Origin of the sequence: Actinotignum sp. UMB0459 (assembly GCF_051905915.1) — a bacterium.
GTDB classification, from domain to species: domain Bacteria; phylum Actinomycetota; class Actinomycetes; order Actinomycetales; family Actinomycetaceae; genus Actinotignum; species Actinotignum sanguinis.
The window spans coordinates 106,575-122,676 of the sequence record NZ_JBQAIK010000016.1 but is presented as its reverse complement, the minus strand read 5'-3'; the positions used below and the strand labels follow the sequence as shown (position 1 = coordinate 122,676).

Sequence of the window (16,102 nt, the reverse complement as noted above, 5' to 3'; positions counted from 1 at the left end):
AAAAGTGAGCGAAACGCCGTCTTGCTGGCGCGGCCCCGCGGCACGCCAGCATACGTGCAGACGCTCAGAAGAACGCCGAGCACCACCAGAATTACCACGGTTCCTCCAGCCCTAAGCGTGAGCCCAGGGTGGCCCATCCGGGACCGGCACGAATAGTGCCATCGGCACTGATCGCCAAGGCATCCGGGGCTTCAAGAACGCCATTGCGGCTGTGGAGGATCGCCACGCGGGTAATGCGCCGGATTGGCCCGTGGCGTTCAATGGAAATAACGGCATCGAGGGCCGCGACCGCCTGAGCGGCAACCACCGCGGCGGACATTCCTGCCAATGCCCCGAGAGCGACGAGCCGGGCGGGAACATCGCGCGCCGAATTTGCATGGATGGTCGCCCAACCGCCTTCGTGCCCGGTATTGAGCGCGGTGAGGACTTCACGCACTTCTTCTCCGCGGCATTCCCCCACCACGATCCGATCCGGGCGCATCCGCAAGGCGGCCCGCACCAATTGGCTCATGGTAATTTCACCGTGGCCTTCCACATTGGGGCGGCGGATTTGCAGGTGCACCACATGCGGATGTGCGGGCCGTAATTCCGAAGCTTCCTCAATAATGATGAGCCGTTCCGTGGCCGGTACGCAGCTGAGCAGCGAGGCTAATAATGTGGTTTTCCCCGATCCGGTAGCGCCGGCCACCATGACGTTAGCGCGCTGCTCCACCAGGGCTCGCAATACCGGCATAAGCGCTGCGGGGAACGTGCCAGCGGCCTGAAGCTCAGCGAGCGTAAAGGTACGGGCCCGTTGGGTACGCAGCGAGATCGCGGCTCCTTCCGCGGCCAGTGGAGCGAGGACCGCATGCAGGCGCGTTCCATTGGAGAAGGTGCCATCGGCAATGGGCGCGGCGTCGTCCAAACGCTGGCCGGCACCGGCAGCTAAACGTACCGCGAGCGCGCGTACTTCCCCCGCGTCGGAAAGCAGGGTGCTTAATTCTTCGTCACGTTCCAGTCCATTTCCGCGATCCAGCCACACCCCGGTACCACCGTTGATCAAAATATCGGTGACGGAGGGGTCCTCAATCACGCGCCGCAGCTGCGGGCCCCAACCGCGGGCCACCGCGTCTAGATCACGCGCCGCTCCGAGCACATTTTTTATCCCAACGGCGTGTGGTGCCACGGTGGTGAGCACCCCGGGCACGCTGATGCCGCGGGCTAGCTCCCGGCGGGCACGAGCCAAGTTCCCACGGGTACGGGCAATATTTAACTCCTTCGTGTTGTCCATTGATTCACCCCTGAGCCACCTCCCAGCACCGCATCGAGATGCGCGACGAGCTGCGTGACGTCACGCGCGGTCCCGGATCGCCGCTGTTCGCCCACAACAACTCCGTGCGCGAGGTCCTCATCCAAACCGCGCAGGCGCCGCACGGGGATCACCTCCTGGCCGATATCTACACCGAAGGCTTGTGCCTCCACTTTGTGTGCGCACCGCGCTGCGATCACCACCGGAGTACTCTCCCCCAGATCACGAAGGATTCTGGGGATGGCCTGGGCATCGCGGCCAGTCACCTCGGTAACGAGCACCACCGCATCACACCAGGCCCGCCACCGTGCCGGCTCACTCCCGAGCAGCAAGGCGCTGCGCGGGAGATCCACATAGGTGGTGTCGCTAGCTTGGGAAAGCGCATCGATGGCATGGGGCACCGCATCTCCATTCGCGGGCGCCCCGCCGCGCACATCCGCGCTGAGAAGACTCAGTTGCCCGCGTGCCGGCAGGGCCGCCCGGAGCCGTTGCGGAATGAGCATGCCTTCCGCTTGGGCGATATCAGCCCAGCGCGCCCCGCGTTTTTCCTGAAATCCCATGAGGAGTTCGAGCCCGGCCGAGAGCGGATCCGCATCTACCACGGCGGTGCGCGTGATACTCAACGAGGCAAGCCAGGCCGTCAGCATCGATACCCCGACCCCGCCGCGCACCCCGGCCAGCCCGATAATGCGCCCGCGCCGAGTTTGCCCGGCCGCCAAAACTAGTTCGAGCAGATCTTCGGCCTGGCGCGGAAGTTCCACGACCACTGATCCGCGCGGAAAATAACTGGCGAGGACCGGGTGGAAACGCGCGCGGACCGTGGGCAGGGCCGCCGAGAGTTCCTCTAATTCGAGTACGGCCGGCGGCGGAGCTACCCCCGGCGAACCGCGCGCCACCTGTATTCCTGCCAATTCCGTAACGGCCTCCACCTCGCGCACCGTCTCCTCATGCTGGTAGGTCAGGGAGACGAGTTCGCGGGGGATCGCGGAGATGAGAGGTGCCGGCGAAGCACCAGCGGAGCCCGAAACATCGGAGAGGGAAACGCTGGAAACAGGAGCACTAGGCGCCGAAAGGCCAGGGGATAAATCACGGGAAGAAGTCATACTCCGAGCGTGCCGCGTTTGAGTCCCGCCCGCATCCGAGTAGCACTCCGCTGTGGATAACCCCCTACGCGAACAGATCTGTGGATAAGTACCGCCTGATTCGCGGCCCACAACCCGATTCGCGGCGCACAACCTGATTTGTCACAGCACGCCCGATTCGTCACGCCGCACCGTTTTGTGACGCGCCGCCCGGTTTATGGCACACCGCCGAAATTCTCCACATCCGCGTGATTTCTGGCATATCTTTGAGAAAGAACTATCAAGGGAGGACCCATGTCTACGCCAAATGACCCGTACAATACCGCGTCGCGCCGGCCACTGGATGATGACGATATTCTCGAGCCCATTGCCGAGGACCATCTCGCGGACCAAGAAACCGCTTACCTCCCCACCGCGCAGCCTCCCGCTCCCGCCCCCGTTTTTTCGAACGACGACGCCGCTCCCTTCCCGCCGGCTCCCCCCGCTGCGGAAGCCGCTAGCGAGCCCTCCCCTCTGAGTGATTCCGCTCCGGCAAGCACCGCCGTGAACGAACCCGAAGGCGAATCCGCGCACCAGCCCGAGCTCACGCCCGAATCCACGGACCAACCGGCTCCGGCTCAGCCCGCTCCGGAACAAGGCGAGGCTGAACAGCCAGCCGGTGCGGAATCCGCCGGTACCGCTACTCCCGCCGCCTCCCTCGGGGAATCCACCGGGACCACCACTCCGGAAGCACTCGCACCGGAAGAATCCACCCCGGAGCCAGCCGCGCCGCGTCGTCGTTCCGTTTCTGAATCGCTGGCGGCAGGCGCTTTCGATGATGGCTACCACACGGGAACCTCCCCCGCTCCGGATCGCGAATACGCGAACCTCGCGCAGGCAGCCGGCGTAACCGCAACCGTTCCCGCAGCGCCCGCAGGCCCGGAATCCAGCGCCACCGCGGCTGTTGATCCCTACGCCACCACCAACACAGACCCGTACGCCTCCGGGGAAGCAACCGCAACCGCGCTCTACCCGCAGGCCGGTGAGCTCGGTGCACCCGCCGCAGAACCGGCAACAGCGCCCACCGCAGCCCCCGCCGCGGCGTTCGACGGCCCGGTCTTTCCGGCCGTACGTGAGGAAAGCCTGGAAGATCAGCGCACCTGGGGAGACATCGCGGAAGTGGAGCCAATTCCCGACGCTCCGAAGGGCCGGGTCTGGACCCATATCTGGACCTCGGTGGTCACGTTGCTCCTGCTTCCACTGATCTGGTATCTCATTTCGGACGCGGTGGCACGCCTGCACCTGGCTCGCCCCTTCGCGCTAGAAACAGGCCAGGTCAATGTGGCGGCGCTGGTGGAAATGGCCGGCGGCGTCGCCCTGCTCGTCGTTATTGCACTGCTCGCGCGGCTCTCCTCCCTGGGGGCGCAGCTGTGGGGCTGCGCTCTGGTGCTCGCCGGTTTCGTGGGGCTCGCGTTTCCCGCTGTGGCGCTGCGCGGGGTGCACTGGGTGGATTCGCTTATCGGCGGCTACAAGCCGATTACGGATAATATCGTGCACCATTTCGCCTACGATCTTGCTTTCGGCGGGTTCATCGTGCTGGGCGCGATCCTCGCGACTATTGGCTTCGCGGCGCACGGGGCACGCTCCCTCGGTTCGCGGCGCGCCCGGGCTTTCACGGTGCGCGAATACCGCCTCCCCGAGGGCGACGAATAAAAACCGGAGCGTAACAAGGTATCGCATGAGCTCACTTCCCGCCGATAATTCCTGCGTCTGGATCCCCGGGCCGTGGGAGCATCGTCTCGTGACCGCCAACGGTGCGCAATTCCACCTGGCCTATGCCGGGAGTCACTCGACTCGCACCCCGCTGGTGCTGTTCGTGCATAGTTACCCGGAATACTGGTACGCCTGGCGCCACCAGATCGAACCCGTGGCGCAGGCCGGTTACGAAGTTGCCGCCGTCGACCTGCGCGGGGTGGGTGGAAGCGATAAAACTCCGTCGGTGCAATCCGGGCCGGAACTCGCCCAGGATCTTATTTCGCTCACCGAATCCCTGGGAGCAAGCTCGGCGGTGATCGTGGCGGCCGGCTCCAATGTGGCCCTCGGGTGGGCGGCGGCGGCGATGGCCCCCGATATTATTACCGGACTCGTGACGGTGGCCAGCCCACACCCGCTCGGGCTGCGGCATTTTGGGCGTGGTATCCGCCCGCGCGGCCTGCTCGGTTTACTCACCTCGCGGTTGGGGAATCGCTCCCCGCGCGCGCTCGGGGATGTGCGCAATATGCGCCGTTTGCTCCTGGAATGGTCCGCCCCGCACAGCCACGGCGCGGCGGAGGAGTCCGAACAGTACGCCGCTGCGATGCGGCTCCCGGAAGCCGCGGCGAGCGCCGTTGAACAATTACGCTGGACCGCCACGTGGCGGCGCCGCCCCTCCGGGAAGGCCTGGCGCGATATCCTCTCCACTCCCGTGGACGCACCTGTCTGGGCGGTGCGCGGCCTGGCTGATCGCATGATTAATGAACGGGCCTGGGCGGATGACCGTTCTTTCGCCACCGGCTCCTACCGGCTCATCGCCGTGCCGGGCGCCGGGCATTTTATCCCCGAAGAGTCCCCGCGTGAATTTACGAATATCGTGCTGGATTTCCTTTCCCAGCTTGAAAGGTCCGCACGGCGCTAGGCCGCCGCTAGACATATACAGCCCAGGTATGAGACATTTTCCGTGAATAATGGCAAAATGTGACATGAGACTACTTCAGGAATATTCTGAATACATCGGAGGAAGGCTAGAGATGGATACCAGCGTTTTACGAACCGTGCCCCTTTTCAAGGACATGGATGAGGAAAGTCTCGCCGCTCTCGGCGCGATGATGAGCGACACGTCCCTTAAGCGGGGCGAGTCGCTTTTCCACGAAGGCGACCAGGGTGATCGCCTTTATATTGTTACCGACGGCAAGGTGAAGCTCAGTCACACGTCTGACGACGGGCGTGAAAACCTGCTCGCCGTGCTCGGCCCCGGGGAAATCATCGGAGAACTTTCGCTCTTTGACCTGGGGGCTCGTTCTTCCACGGTCACCGCTATCGCGCCGACGCATCTGCTTTCCCTCGCGCATCGCGATATGAAGAATTTCATCGAAGAGCACCCCGCGCTCGCCATGTCGATGCTCCGTGAAATGGCGCGTCGCCTGCGCAATACCAATGAGAATCTTGCCGACCTGGTGTTCTCCGATGTTCCCGGCCGCGTGGCGAAGGCGCTGCTCGACCTAGCCAATCGTTTCGGTGAGCGCACCCCCGAAGGCATGTACGTTGCGCACGATCTCACGCAGGAAGAACTCGCGCATCTGGTGGGAGCTTCGCGCGAAACGGTCAATAAGTCTCTCGCTGATTTCGTTTCCCGCGGGTGGATTCGGCTCGAAGGTCGCGCCGTACTGCTCCTGGAGATTGGCCGGTTGCAGCGCCGCGCCCACTAGTCTCTACGTTTCATACTCACGTTCAGCGCGTCACGCGGGTGGCCGGGCTCTTTCTGGGGTTTCGGCCGCCCGCGTTCGCGTTCCTGCCTGCGCGTTCCCTTGCGTTCTAGTACGACGGCGCAGCTGCTTTTCCGCGCGGTTCCGATCATTGCGGCACAGCTCTTCTGATACGACGGCGCAGCTGCGGCGAGAGCTCAACTTCGACAGCCGCGCGTAATTTTGGCAGTTGCCCCGCCACCCCGAAATTTTTGAAAGGCTCGCTCGCAAGATTCTCGCACGGAGCAAGAAGTGACATCACTAGATACCACGGTTACCCGTGACGGAGATTGGTGGGGCGCAGAATTCACCCTCCACGGAAAGGAATATGGCACGCAGGCACGCCGACTTGATCAGATTGAAGAAATGGTAAAGGATGCTGCGGCGCTTATTACGGGAGAGTCTCTCGACAGTTTCACCGTTAACATCACTGTCGAAACCTCTGAATTAGCAGAATATGATGTCCCGCGTCACAGGCGGACCTATGACGCGGGACATCACAACGTCGGGGTAGCGGGATTTGAACCCACGGCCTCTTCGTCCCGAACGAAGCGCGCTACCAAGCTGCGCCATACCCCGTGCTTTGGCAACTCAATAATAATAGCCCTCCGCAGCCAAAAAAGCTAAATTCGATCTAGTGATCTGGCGTACAGCCAGGATAGTTCCGCTTCTTCCCGGCAAACCACCCCGGCGCCCCTCCGAGCAGCACACGTAGCCAGCCCAATCGTTTGACACCCTCAGTCCGCGCCACCGCGCACCCGCAGCAAAATCGCCTCGGGAGGCCGGAGGAACCTGACCGGCGTATACGGCGATGTCCCCAGGCCGGCAGACACATTCACCGCCATGCCACCGCGGAGCACCCGCACGCCGTCGCCGCGCAGGGGCAGACGTTCTCCAGCCCGGCCCCCTCCCGTATCGCGGTCAGAACCCGCGCCGCCCGCGCCGCGCTCGGCACCGGCATCCTCACCGCAGGGCCAATCGAAAAGCCCGGAATCGTAACGCAGCGGAAGATCACAATTCGTGGTCAAAGCACCGAATCCAGGCACGGCCAACTGCCCGCCGTGGGTATGTCCCGCCAGCGTCAGAGCTGCGCCGTCGTTCATTAATGCGGCGAGAGCGGCGCGATACGGTGCGTGAACGACGCCGAGTCGCAGATATCCGCGCCCACTGTTTTTGCGCCCCTCACGTCCCGCGCCCGTGTTTCCCTCCGCAGCCGCGCCACCTTCCAGCGCATCAGTAGCCTCGCCGGGGCGAGGCATCCGGGCCCGGCCGATATGCGGGTCGTCCATACCGACCGCGTCGATATCCCAGGCGGCCGCGCGCAACCGCGCCCGCTGATTATTGAGATCGATCCAGCCGAAAGCTTCCAGCCCAGCGGTCATCTCTTCCCACGGCAAATCCGGTTCGCCCTTCTCAACCAGCGGCGGGAAGAGGCCCGGCGCTACGTAACGCAACGGGTTCTTGAGCACCGGGGCGAAATAGTCATTTGAGCCATACACGAACAGCCCCGGAATATCAGCAAGCGGCGCCAGGGCGTCCAGGAGAGGGCCGACGGCGCCCGCTTCGGAAAGATGGTCGCCCGTCAGGACCACAAGATCCGGGCGGCAACGCTGGCCGAGCTCGCGCAAGAATTGCTGCTTGGCCCGGTGGCGGCGCAGCAGGTGCATATCCGAAAGATGAAGAATACGTAGCTCACCGGCGGCGTTCGCAACGTGCGGCAGCACCAGCACCCGCTCGCGCAGGATATAGCGGTGGGCTTCGTGCAGCGCCCAGCTCAGGCACCCCGCCCCCGCGGCTGCACCCGCACTTAACAAGCCCAGCGCGGCGCGCCGAACTCGGTGTTTTTCAGCTTCGCTCACGGTATCCACCTTCCGTCTCGAGTGATGTGCGGTTTCTACAAGGGCATCGGTCCGAGCTCGCCTGGCAAGCGTGGCCCGGGCCGTCCAGCCCGGGCCACGTAGCGCCGGCTACTCTTCCACAACCTCAACTTCTTCGTATTCCTCGTTGTCCTCGCCCTCGTGAATGGCCTCGGGCGGAACCGCGCCCTGCTCCCCCGGCGCGGGTTGCGCAGGTGCAGGTGCCGGCGTAGGCGTGGGTGAGGGCCTCGCGGGCGCTTGCGTGGCCGGTGCCGGGCGGCGCATCGGGGTGGTGGGCTGCGGGAAGGGTACAGCCGGCTGATTAGCCAAAGCTGCGTTCATATAGTCGGAGAACATCTTGGCGGGGAACAGGCCGCCGTATACTTCCGAATGGTACTCACCCTTAATAACTGAGTCGAACATGGAAATATTGCCTTCCATGTGCCCCTGCCAGGTCACGGTAGCGAGCTGCGGGGTATAGCCCATGAACCACGCATGCCAGTCCTTATCGGAGGTACCTGTTTTCCCAGCAGCCTGGCGCCCGCGTAGCATCGCATTCTCACCGGTTGCTCCGGGTTCCACCACATGTTGGAGAACCGCATTCGTTTTGCGTGCCGTTTCCTTAGAAATGGCCTGTTGGCACTGCGGTTTACGCTCGGAAATAACGGTGCCGTCATGTTCTTCGATGGAGGTATAGGACATCGGATCGCAGCGAATACCATCATTGGCGAGGGTGGCTCCCGCCGTCGCCATAGAGAGCGGTGTCACGTTGTTCGTACCCAGAATCATCGGGGGAACAATATCGAAAGGCTCATGATCCCCGCGTTCCACACCCATGGCCTGGGCCTTATTCGCGATCTGGCACAGATCTAGCTTCTGGGCCATATGCGCGAAAGTACCGTTGGTGGACATACGGGTACCTTCCAGCACCGTACGCGGGCGGTTAGACTGCCCCAAATTACCCACTGGCCAGGCCGGCCCCGCAAGATTCGTACACGAGGCCTGGAAGGAACTTTGCGGCAGCAAGCCTTCGCTACTATCCACCACGTCATAGGCACTACGCCCGGAATCCAGCCATTCCACCAGGGTGAAAATCTTGAAGGTTGACCCGGACTGGAAACCGGCCCCGCCCCCCATATCCTGCGGCGCCGTCACATTCACCTGCGTCATCCGGGTATCCGTTTCATTCGGGACCCCGAAGCGGGTATTTTGCACCATCGACACAATATGCCCACTCCCCGGCTCCACGGAGACCAGCGCGGCATCAATTCCGGACTCATCATCCACGGGCTGGTGCGTCACCACCGAGTCATATGCCTGCTGCTGGCGCGCCGAATCCAGGGTGGTGCGGATAACTTTGCCACCTCGGTACAGCTGGCGGGTACGCTCGGCACGGGTGGCTCCCAGCGCTTTGTCATTGAGCAAATCCTTGACCACGTACTCGCAGAAGTAGGCGCTGATACCCGCCGAACCACACCCGGCCACCTGTTCCGATACATGCATATACGACTCAATCGGAGTGGCCTGAGCTTCCTTCATTTCCGCTTCGGTAATGAAACCGGAACGGTACATTTCGCCCAGCACCACATTGCGACGCTCGGTATTAGCTTCCGGATGGCGCACCGGATCCCACTGGGCCGGGTTCTGCGTAATTCCGGCCATCGTGGCCGCTTCCACCACCGTCAAATCCTTCGCGGATTTGGAGAAGTAGCGCTGCGCAGCAGTTTCTACCCCGTACTGCGAGGGGCCGAATTGGGCAAGATTGAGATAGCCGGTGAGGATCTCATCTTTCGTCATCGTTTTTTCGACGGCGATCGCGTAACGAGCTTCGTTGATCTTACGCGCAATGGTCTGTTCGGTAGCCCGCTTGATTTTCTCATTATCATCAGCGATACGCCCCTCTTCCAGAAGCGCATTTTTCACGTACTGCTGGGTGATGGACGAACCGCCCGAGAGCCCGCCCGAGGTGAGATTCGAGACCAGCGCGCTGACGGTGCCCTGCACGTCAATACCGTGATGCTCGTAAAAACGCCGGTCCTCAATGGCCACGACGGCGTTTTTCATATGCTGCGAGATCTGATCAGAACGCACGTTAATCCGGTTCTCGATATAGAACCGGGCCAGCACCGATCCGTCTTTAGCCAGCAGCACCGTCTGTTCCGAAGGTTCAGTAAAGCCTAAGTCCTCCGGCACGTCGTCGAAAATACCGGTGACCGCATTGGCCGTGGTCCCCATAGTCATCACGAAAGGCAGCGCAATCCCCGCCATGAGGGCGCCCCCGCCGCACAAGGCGAGGAGCAGCGCCAGTACGAACGTTCCGATTTGCCGTCCGGTCGCTTGTTTTTTCGGGCTAGAACTCGACATACCCATAAGAATACTGACCCGGCGCAGCGAAAGAAACGAGACATACGCTTCCTCCCCGGGGTTCCCCACGGTTCTCCGGGCACGCCCGTACGTTCGCTCACCCCCTCGAGCACCCTCCACCACCACTCCACAAAGCGGACAAACGTAGCGCACGTCATAAAACGCTAATATTATGATCGTAAAACAGTAAAGAACTGCACCATAAGCCGTCACGCCGGAGTGAGGGGGATAGATGACCACAACACTAGCCCTATACCCGCATTGGGCAGATGCCGCCGCCTGCGCCGCTATCGATCCCGATTCACTTTTTGTGCGAGGAGCAGCCCAACGCCAGGCGCGCTCGATTTGTTTTCGCTGCCCGGTGCGCCTGCACTGCCTAGCCGATTCACTGGATGCAGAAATGATGTTCGGGGTATGGGGTGGGATGACGGAACGCGAACGCCGCGCCCTGCTGCGCCACCACCCGGAAGAACGCAATTGGCGCCGCCGCATTTTTGAAGGGCGCGATCCCCTAGCCCGTTCCCTGCGCGAGGGCGAAGGCTAAGCACGCCCCGGGAGCGCTGCGCCCGCGGGCAGCTGGTGCGGCGTCGTTCCACCGCAAGCACCGCAACTTCGCGCAGCCGTGCCCTTCGAGATAACCTATTATCACGCGCGGCATTCCGCGCACTCACACTCAACGATTCCGTGAGAGGCCTACGCATGGACACCATCAGCACCCGTCTAACCCAGCTGGGTATCGCCCTTCCTCCGGTTGCCGCTCCCGTTGCAGCCTATATCCCCGCCAAGCGGCACGGGGATACGGTGCGCACTTCCGGGCAGCTACCGTTCGTGGACGGCCAGCTGCCGGCCACCGGAAAACTCGGCGCGGAAATCACCGCGGAGGACGGCTATTCCTACGCGCGTATCGCCGGTATTAACGCCCTCGCGGCGGCCGCGGAGGTTGCGGGCGGCATCGATCGCATCCGCGGTATTTCGCACGTCACCGTATTCGTGGCTTCCGCCCCGAACTTCACCGCGCAACCCCAGGTCGCCAACGGCGCCAGCGAACTTTTCGGGGAGATTTTTGGCGGCGACGGCGCCCATACGCGCTCCGCCGTCGGCGTGAGTGTGCTCCCGCTGGACGCCCCCGTCGAAGTCGAAATCGAAGTGCTGGTGAACTAACTGCGCGGCTGGGCCTCCAGGAATTCGCGCACCTCAGCGCTGGGGATCTCGCGCGCGTAACTGCCGCCCGCGAAAGTTTCCATCGCGCCGATGCCGCGTTGGAATACGAAGCGGATGGCCCCGCCCAGCGATTTCTTATCGTGGCCCATGGCGCGCATAATATCCGCCACGCTCACTCCGGCGGGTAGCTCGGTAGGCAGGCCGATGGCGCGCAGCAGGGTATCCACCCGCTTGGCCTCCGTTTCGCTGAGGTAGCCGTAGCGCAACCCGAGCCGGCATTGCAGATTCAGCCCAATGGCCACGCATTCCCCGTGCGGGAGGGCGTAATCCAACGCGGCCTCCAGGGCCCGCCCGATAGTATGGCCGAGGTTGAGAGCCATGCGGCGGTTACCTTCGTGCACATCCGATTGCACCACCTCCACCTTGATTTCCGCATTGCGGCGGGCAATATAGCCGCTTAGCTCGGCATCGCCCACCATCTCCCGTACGCTCCCGCCGCGCCGCACGAAGTGGTCTTCCAGGATCTCGAAGAAATCGCGATCAGCCAGGCAAGCGTGCTTGACCGTTTCGCCCATGCCGTCACGCAACTGCGCATCGGTGAGAGTCGCCCAGCGTGCCACATCAATAAGAACGGCGCGCGGTTGGTGGAAAGCTCCGATGAGGTTGGTGGCCACCGGGGTATCCACCGCGGTTTTACCTCCGATAGCGGCATCCGCCGCGCCCACAAGCGTCGTCGTCATGGTGATATACGGAACCCCGCGCGTGAAAGTTGCGGCCACGAAACCGGCGAGATCGGAAACCACTCCGCCGCCCAGGGCCACCACTACGGTGTCGCGGTTGAAGCCGGCGGCGAGCATGGCATCTTCCAGCTGTTCTTTGGTGGCGCGGGTTTTGTTTTCTTCTCCGGCCGGGAAAACGAAGATCCGCGGGGCGCGAGGCGCGGGCTGAGACTGCGCGGCGCGGGTGAGGACATCCATGACCTGCGCGCCAATAAGGTCATTGACGGTGCTATCGGTAATAACCGCCACCCGGGAGCGGCTCAGCCCAGCCGCATCCAGCACCCCGGGGAGTTCACCGGCAAGATCGGTGCCGATAAGCAGCGGGTAGGACTCGTCAACGGTGCGAGTCAATTCAACATTGAGGCGGGTAACCATGTGATCCTCCTGGGAAGTAAAACTAGTGCGAACGCGGGGTGGCCCGAAGTTAGGCATGCCGGGAGTGCTGGGCTACCCACCAGTGCATAGCGATGGCCGCGGCCGCGGCGACGTTGAGGGAACGGGTGGAGCCATCCTGGGTGATTTCCACCGCGCCGTCGCAACGCTCGAGTAAATCGGGGGAAATTCCGGCGGATTCCTGCCCGAAAACCAGGAGGCAATTATCCGGAAGCTCGGATTGTTCCAGGGGCACCGCGCCTTCCTGGTTATCGATGGCGATGAGCTGATACTCGTGCTCGCGGGCCCATTCTTCCAGGTCAGCCGGGGTGGGATGGTAATACATCGTCAGGTAGCGGTCGGTAACAAGCGCCCCGCGCTTATTCCACTTGTGCCGCCCCACGATATGCACGCCACCCATATTAAAAGCATTGGCGCTGCGCACAATTGACCCAATATTGAGATCGTGCTGGAGATTCTCAATAGCAATATGGGCGCTCACGGCACGGGTTGCCATATCAGCCTTGATCGCTTCCACGCTCCAATAGCGATATTTGTCGACGACGTTACGGTGGTCGCCTTCCGCCAACAGCTGCGGGTCCAAACGGGGATCTTCCGGCCAGGGCTGCGGGTGTGGCCCCACCCCAACCGTGCGTTTTTCACCGTAGGGCGAGCCGCCCGGTTCGGGAATGCGGTGCGCGGGCAGCTCAGCACCCTCACCGGAGGCAGTTGCCGCAGGGACGTTGAGCGAATCGCAAGACTGGGAAGAATCTGTCACTCCCCTAGTCTACCGGCGAGCACGCCCCGAACACGGCGCACGGCCTTATTCACGGTCACCTCTGGAGGAGCCGCGTGTTTCGCTGGCGCCGTCGGCCTTGTACAGTGGTACACGTAAGCGCAATAAACGATTCGCCACCCCAGGCCCGGGTGCGGGAAACCCCAAGAAGTGGAGCAGCGATGACGAAGATGTGGAAACCTCTCGCGGTGGTAGCCGCCGGTGCCCTGATCCTGAGCGGGTGCGCGAATAATGCGCTGGTCACCCCGGAAGCTAAGCCCGGCCCGTTGATGAGCGAAGGGCACGGCCAGGGCGGCTCGGGCGGCGCTCCTCTCTTTGACGAAAGCATCTCGAAAACCGGGCAATTCACGCCGGTGGCTGATAACGCTCAGGCCCGTGAGATTATTAAGCGCGCCATCGCCAAACAGGATGAGGTTATTGCGAAAAGCTCGCAGGATTTCTTCGGCACCTCCCTGGGGCTTGATATGTCCATGGAGATTTCCGCGGACGTGCCCGGCACCGGCCCCGGGGTTGCCACGATCGATATTGATATCGATGTGGATTCCGGCACCCGCCTCATGGCCATGCAGATGGATATTGACGCCTCCGGGATTCCCGGGGCGGAAGCGGAAGGTATGCCCAGTAAGATATCCACCGCGATCTGGATCGGGGAAAGCCCGAAGCCGGATACCGTCACGGTGTATACCAATATGGCCGGCATCTGGAGTAAAACCGAGGAAAGCATGGCCGATATCATGGATTCCGGGGATGCTCCCACCTCGCCCGGCTCCTACCGCGGGGAAGATATTTTCCCGGATATTGATAGCACCCAAGTCTTTGAGGACGCGGAGAACTACCTTATTGTTGGCCCGCTCTCCGGTGCGATGGCGCAGGAAATGCAGGGGGCATCCCCCGGTTTGGAACTGGACGATTCCGCGAACCTGCAGGTGCGCATCGATAAGAAAACGTACGAGGTGCGGGGAATGGCCATCGTGGCTCCGGCCTACTTCCAGGGCCTACCCACCGAAACGCGGGTGCGCTGGGATTACCGCCAGGCCAAGCCTCTCCAGCTACCAGATGAAGCCCGCAAGGCTCCCGCTGGCAGCGGTAGTTTCTAATCCTGGGCGCGCCCGGCAGCTTGTCACAAGCCGCCGGGCCGCTTGCTTTTTTGCCGGGTAGTTTTTTGCTACGTAGCCGGGTGGTTTTTGCTACGTAGCCGGGTGGTTTTTGCTACGTAGCCGGGTGGTTTTTGCTACGGTGCCGGTCCGTTTTAGTTGCGCCCAGAAAGCCCCGGCCCGGCGAATTTCCGCACCAGGGAACGCGGTGCGATACGCAGCGCCGCGGCAGCCGCCTTGTAAAGCAGGGTGGGCGTAACAAGCACCCGCCCGCGCCGGCATGCCTCCAGCGCGGCATTCACCACCGCTTCGGGCTGGGCGAAAAGCAGATCGGCCCACTGGCTAGCATCCACCGCAGCCCGTTCGTGAAATTCGGTGCGGATAAGCCCTGGGGTCACGCAGGTGACCGATACCCCGGCCGGCGCCAGTTCCGCGGCCAGCCCCTCGGAAAAAGTACGCACCCAGGCTTTATGCGCCGAATAGGTACCCTGCGCGGTACCGGCCGTCATCGAGGAGACGTTGATAATTCCCCCGTAACCGCGACGCGAAAACTCCCGCGCCGCCGCGTGACAGGTGATGAGAACCGCGCGGACCATGACGTCGAGCGCTTCTTCTTCCCGTTCCCATTCGCCGGTAGAAAATTCCTGCCCCAGCCCAAAGCCCGCGTTATTGACGAGCAAACCGATGGGACGCGAATGCTGCGCTACCCGGCGCGCAACCGCACGTGCGTCGTCGTGCCGCGACAGATCTGCCGCGAGGACCTCCACCTGCACCCCGGCAACCTGGCGCAAGTCATGCGCAATAGCCTCCAGACGCGCTCGGTTACGCGCCACGAGCACGAGGTCATTTCCTTCGGCCGCGAGCTGCCACGCAAATTCCAGCCCGAGGCCGGCGCTGGCGCCGGTAATAAGAGCACTTCCCATAACCGCTATGGTAACGTGCCCGCGGCTCTCTACACTGGTGTTATGCGTATTGCCACCTGGAATATTAATTCTGTGCGCGCCCGCGCCGAACGCGCCCGCGCCGTCCTGGAACGCTGGGACCTGGACGCCCTCCTTCTACAAGAAACGAAATGCACGCCCGCGCAGTTCCCGCGCGAAATTTTTGAAGCCGCCGGGTATGAGGTCGCCTGCACCGGCCTCAACCAATGGAACGGAGTCGCGATTCTTTCCCGCGTGGGGATCGCGAACGTGCAGGTGGGTTTCCCCGGGCAGCCCGGTTTTTCTAAGATCGACGACGACGGCGCCCTCCTCAGCGCGCCCACCGTGGAGGCGCGTGCCCTGGGAGCGCGCCTGGGTACCGGGCCGGACGCGGTCACGGTGTGGAGCCTGTATATTCCCAATGGACGGGCTTACGGGGATCCGCATTTCCACTACAAGCTGGAGTTCCTCGAAGCACTGCGGGCCGCGGTGAGCGCGCGGCTGGGCGAGGAACCTGACTACCCGCTGCTGCTGGCGGGGGATTGGAATGTAGCTCCGCGCGATACTGACGTCTGGGATATTGATTATTTCCGGAACGACGTAGGCATGTATGTAACCGCGGAGGAACGCGGGGCGCTGGCCGCGCTGCTGGAGGCCGGGGTGGAGGATATTACCCGCGCGGCCGAGGGAGCGGATTACACCTTCTGGGATTACCAGCGGCTGCGCTTCCCGAAGAATCACGGGATGCGGATCGATTTCGGTTTCGCTTCCCCGGCGCTCGCGGCCCGGCATACCCACTCCATCATTGATCGAGAGGAACGGAAGGGCAAAGGCGCTTCCGATCACGTCCCGGTCATTATGGAGTTCGCGGACTAGGCATCCTGGCTGGGGTGGACTGGCCGGCTATCCCA

Annotated in this window: 14 protein-coding genes and 1 tRNA gene; 7 read left to right on the top strand and 8 right to left on the bottom strand. The window is 62.7% G+C overall.

Going from position 1 to position 16,102, the window contains the following annotated elements; all coding sequences use genetic code 11:
* Nucleotides 1-91: 91 nt before the first annotated feature.
* Entirely contained in the window at nucleotides 92-1,270 is a 1,179-nt protein-coding gene (locus ACTFPK_RS05950; RefSeq protein WP_274736088.1) for a TadA family conjugal transfer-associated ATPase, read from the bottom strand.
* A complete protein-coding gene (locus ACTFPK_RS05945) occupies nucleotides 1,249-2,391 on the bottom strand; it encodes a hypothetical protein (protein WP_274734363.1) in 1,143 nt (380 codons plus the stop codon). Before ACTFPK_RS05945 ends, ACTFPK_RS05950 begins: the two co-directional genes overlap by 22 nt.
* 273 nt (nucleotides 2,392-2,664) lie before the next feature.
* Between ACTFPK_RS05945 and ACTFPK_RS05940 the strand changes: the two genes are divergently transcribed.
* The 3 genes from ACTFPK_RS05940 (at nucleotide 2,665) to ACTFPK_RS05930 (ending at nucleotide 5,813) form a co-directional block, all read left to right on the top strand.
* Complete coding sequence (locus ACTFPK_RS05940) at nucleotides 2,665-4,062, top strand: hypothetical protein (RefSeq protein WP_274734362.1); 1,398 nt, start codon at nucleotides 2,665-2,667, stop codon at nucleotides 4,060-4,062.
* A 25-nt stretch (nucleotides 4,063-4,087) separates the two neighbouring features.
* A complete protein-coding gene (locus tag ACTFPK_RS05935) occupies nucleotides 4,088-5,023 on the top strand; it encodes an alpha/beta fold hydrolase (protein ID WP_274734361.1) in 936 nt (311 codons plus the stop codon).
* A 112-nt stretch (nucleotides 5,024-5,135) separates the two neighbouring features.
* Nucleotides 5,136-5,813: a Crp/Fnr family transcriptional regulator gene (locus ACTFPK_RS05930; RefSeq protein ID WP_126135964.1), complete on the top strand. Its 678-nt coding sequence runs from the start codon at nucleotides 5,136-5,138 to the stop codon at nucleotides 5,811-5,813.
* A gap of 541 nt (nucleotides 5,814-6,354) precedes the next feature.
* Here ACTFPK_RS05930 and ACTFPK_RS05925 read toward each other — a convergent pair.
* The 3 genes from ACTFPK_RS05925 to ACTFPK_RS05915 all read right to left on the bottom strand — a co-directional run bounded on the left by ACTFPK_RS05925 (nucleotide 6,355) and on the right by ACTFPK_RS05915 (nucleotide 10,069).
* A tRNA-Pro gene (locus ACTFPK_RS05925) sits at nucleotides 6,355-6,428 on the bottom strand.
* A 158-nt stretch (nucleotides 6,429-6,586) separates the two neighbouring features.
* Nucleotides 6,587-7,708 carry a metallophosphoesterase gene (locus ACTFPK_RS05920; protein ID WP_274734612.1) on the bottom strand — a complete coding sequence of 374 codons (1,122 nt, stop codon included), beginning with the start codon at nucleotides 7,706-7,708 and terminating at the stop codon, nucleotides 6,587-6,589.
* A gap of 108 nt (nucleotides 7,709-7,816) precedes the next feature.
* The gene (locus tag ACTFPK_RS05915) at nucleotides 7,817-10,069 is read right to left on the bottom strand and encodes a transglycosylase domain-containing protein (protein WP_274734477.1); all 2,253 of its coding nucleotides are present in this window, start codon (nucleotides 10,067-10,069) and stop codon (nucleotides 7,817-7,819) included.
* A 232-nt stretch (nucleotides 10,070-10,301) separates the two neighbouring features.
* Between ACTFPK_RS05915 and ACTFPK_RS05910 the strand changes: the two genes are divergently transcribed.
* Both ACTFPK_RS05910 and ACTFPK_RS05905 read left to right on the top strand, forming a co-directional pair.
* Entirely contained in the window at nucleotides 10,302-10,613 is a 312-nt protein-coding gene (locus ACTFPK_RS05910; protein WP_126135740.1) for a WhiB family transcriptional regulator, read from the top strand.
* Nucleotides 10,614-10,768: 155 nt separating this feature from the next.
* Nucleotides 10,769-11,230, top strand: coding sequence for a RidA family protein (locus ACTFPK_RS05905; RefSeq protein WP_274734479.1), 462 nt, complete (start codon nucleotides 10,769-10,771; stop codon nucleotides 11,228-11,230).
* Here the strand turns inward: ACTFPK_RS05905 and aroB are convergent.
* Together aroB and ACTFPK_RS05895 are read right to left on the bottom strand one after the other, a co-directional pair.
* Nucleotides 11,227-12,384, bottom strand: coding sequence for a 3-dehydroquinate synthase (aroB, locus tag ACTFPK_RS05900; protein WP_274734480.1), 1,158 nt, complete (start codon nucleotides 12,382-12,384; stop codon nucleotides 11,227-11,229). The genes ACTFPK_RS05905 and aroB overlap by 4 nt on opposite strands.
* A 49-nt stretch (nucleotides 12,385-12,433) precedes the next feature.
* Complete coding sequence (locus ACTFPK_RS05895) at nucleotides 12,434-13,159, bottom strand: TrmH family RNA methyltransferase (RefSeq protein ID WP_375712916.1); 726 nt, start codon at nucleotides 13,157-13,159, stop codon at nucleotides 12,434-12,436.
* Nucleotides 13,160-13,338: 179 nt separating this feature from the next.
* Here ACTFPK_RS05895 and ACTFPK_RS05890 point away from each other — a divergent pair, with 179 nt between their 5' ends.
* A complete protein-coding gene (locus tag ACTFPK_RS05890; RefSeq protein WP_274734481.1) occupies nucleotides 13,339-14,274 on the top strand; it encodes a hypothetical protein in 936 nt (311 codons plus the stop codon).
* A gap of 152 nt (nucleotides 14,275-14,426) precedes the next feature.
* Here ACTFPK_RS05890 and ACTFPK_RS05885 read toward each other — a convergent pair whose 3' ends face one another.
* The gene (locus tag ACTFPK_RS05885; protein WP_274734482.1) at nucleotides 14,427-15,194 is read right to left on the bottom strand and encodes an SDR family NAD(P)-dependent oxidoreductase; all 768 of its coding nucleotides are present in this window, start codon (nucleotides 15,192-15,194) and stop codon (nucleotides 14,427-14,429) included.
* 42 nt (nucleotides 15,195-15,236) lie between these two features.
* On the opposite strand from ACTFPK_RS05885, the gene ACTFPK_RS05880 reads away from it, so the two are divergent.
* Nucleotides 15,237-16,067, top strand: coding sequence for an exodeoxyribonuclease III (locus ACTFPK_RS05880; protein ID WP_320768258.1), 831 nt, complete (start codon nucleotides 15,237-15,239; stop codon nucleotides 16,065-16,067).
* The last annotated feature ends 35 nt before the right edge of the window (nucleotides 16,068-16,102 follow it).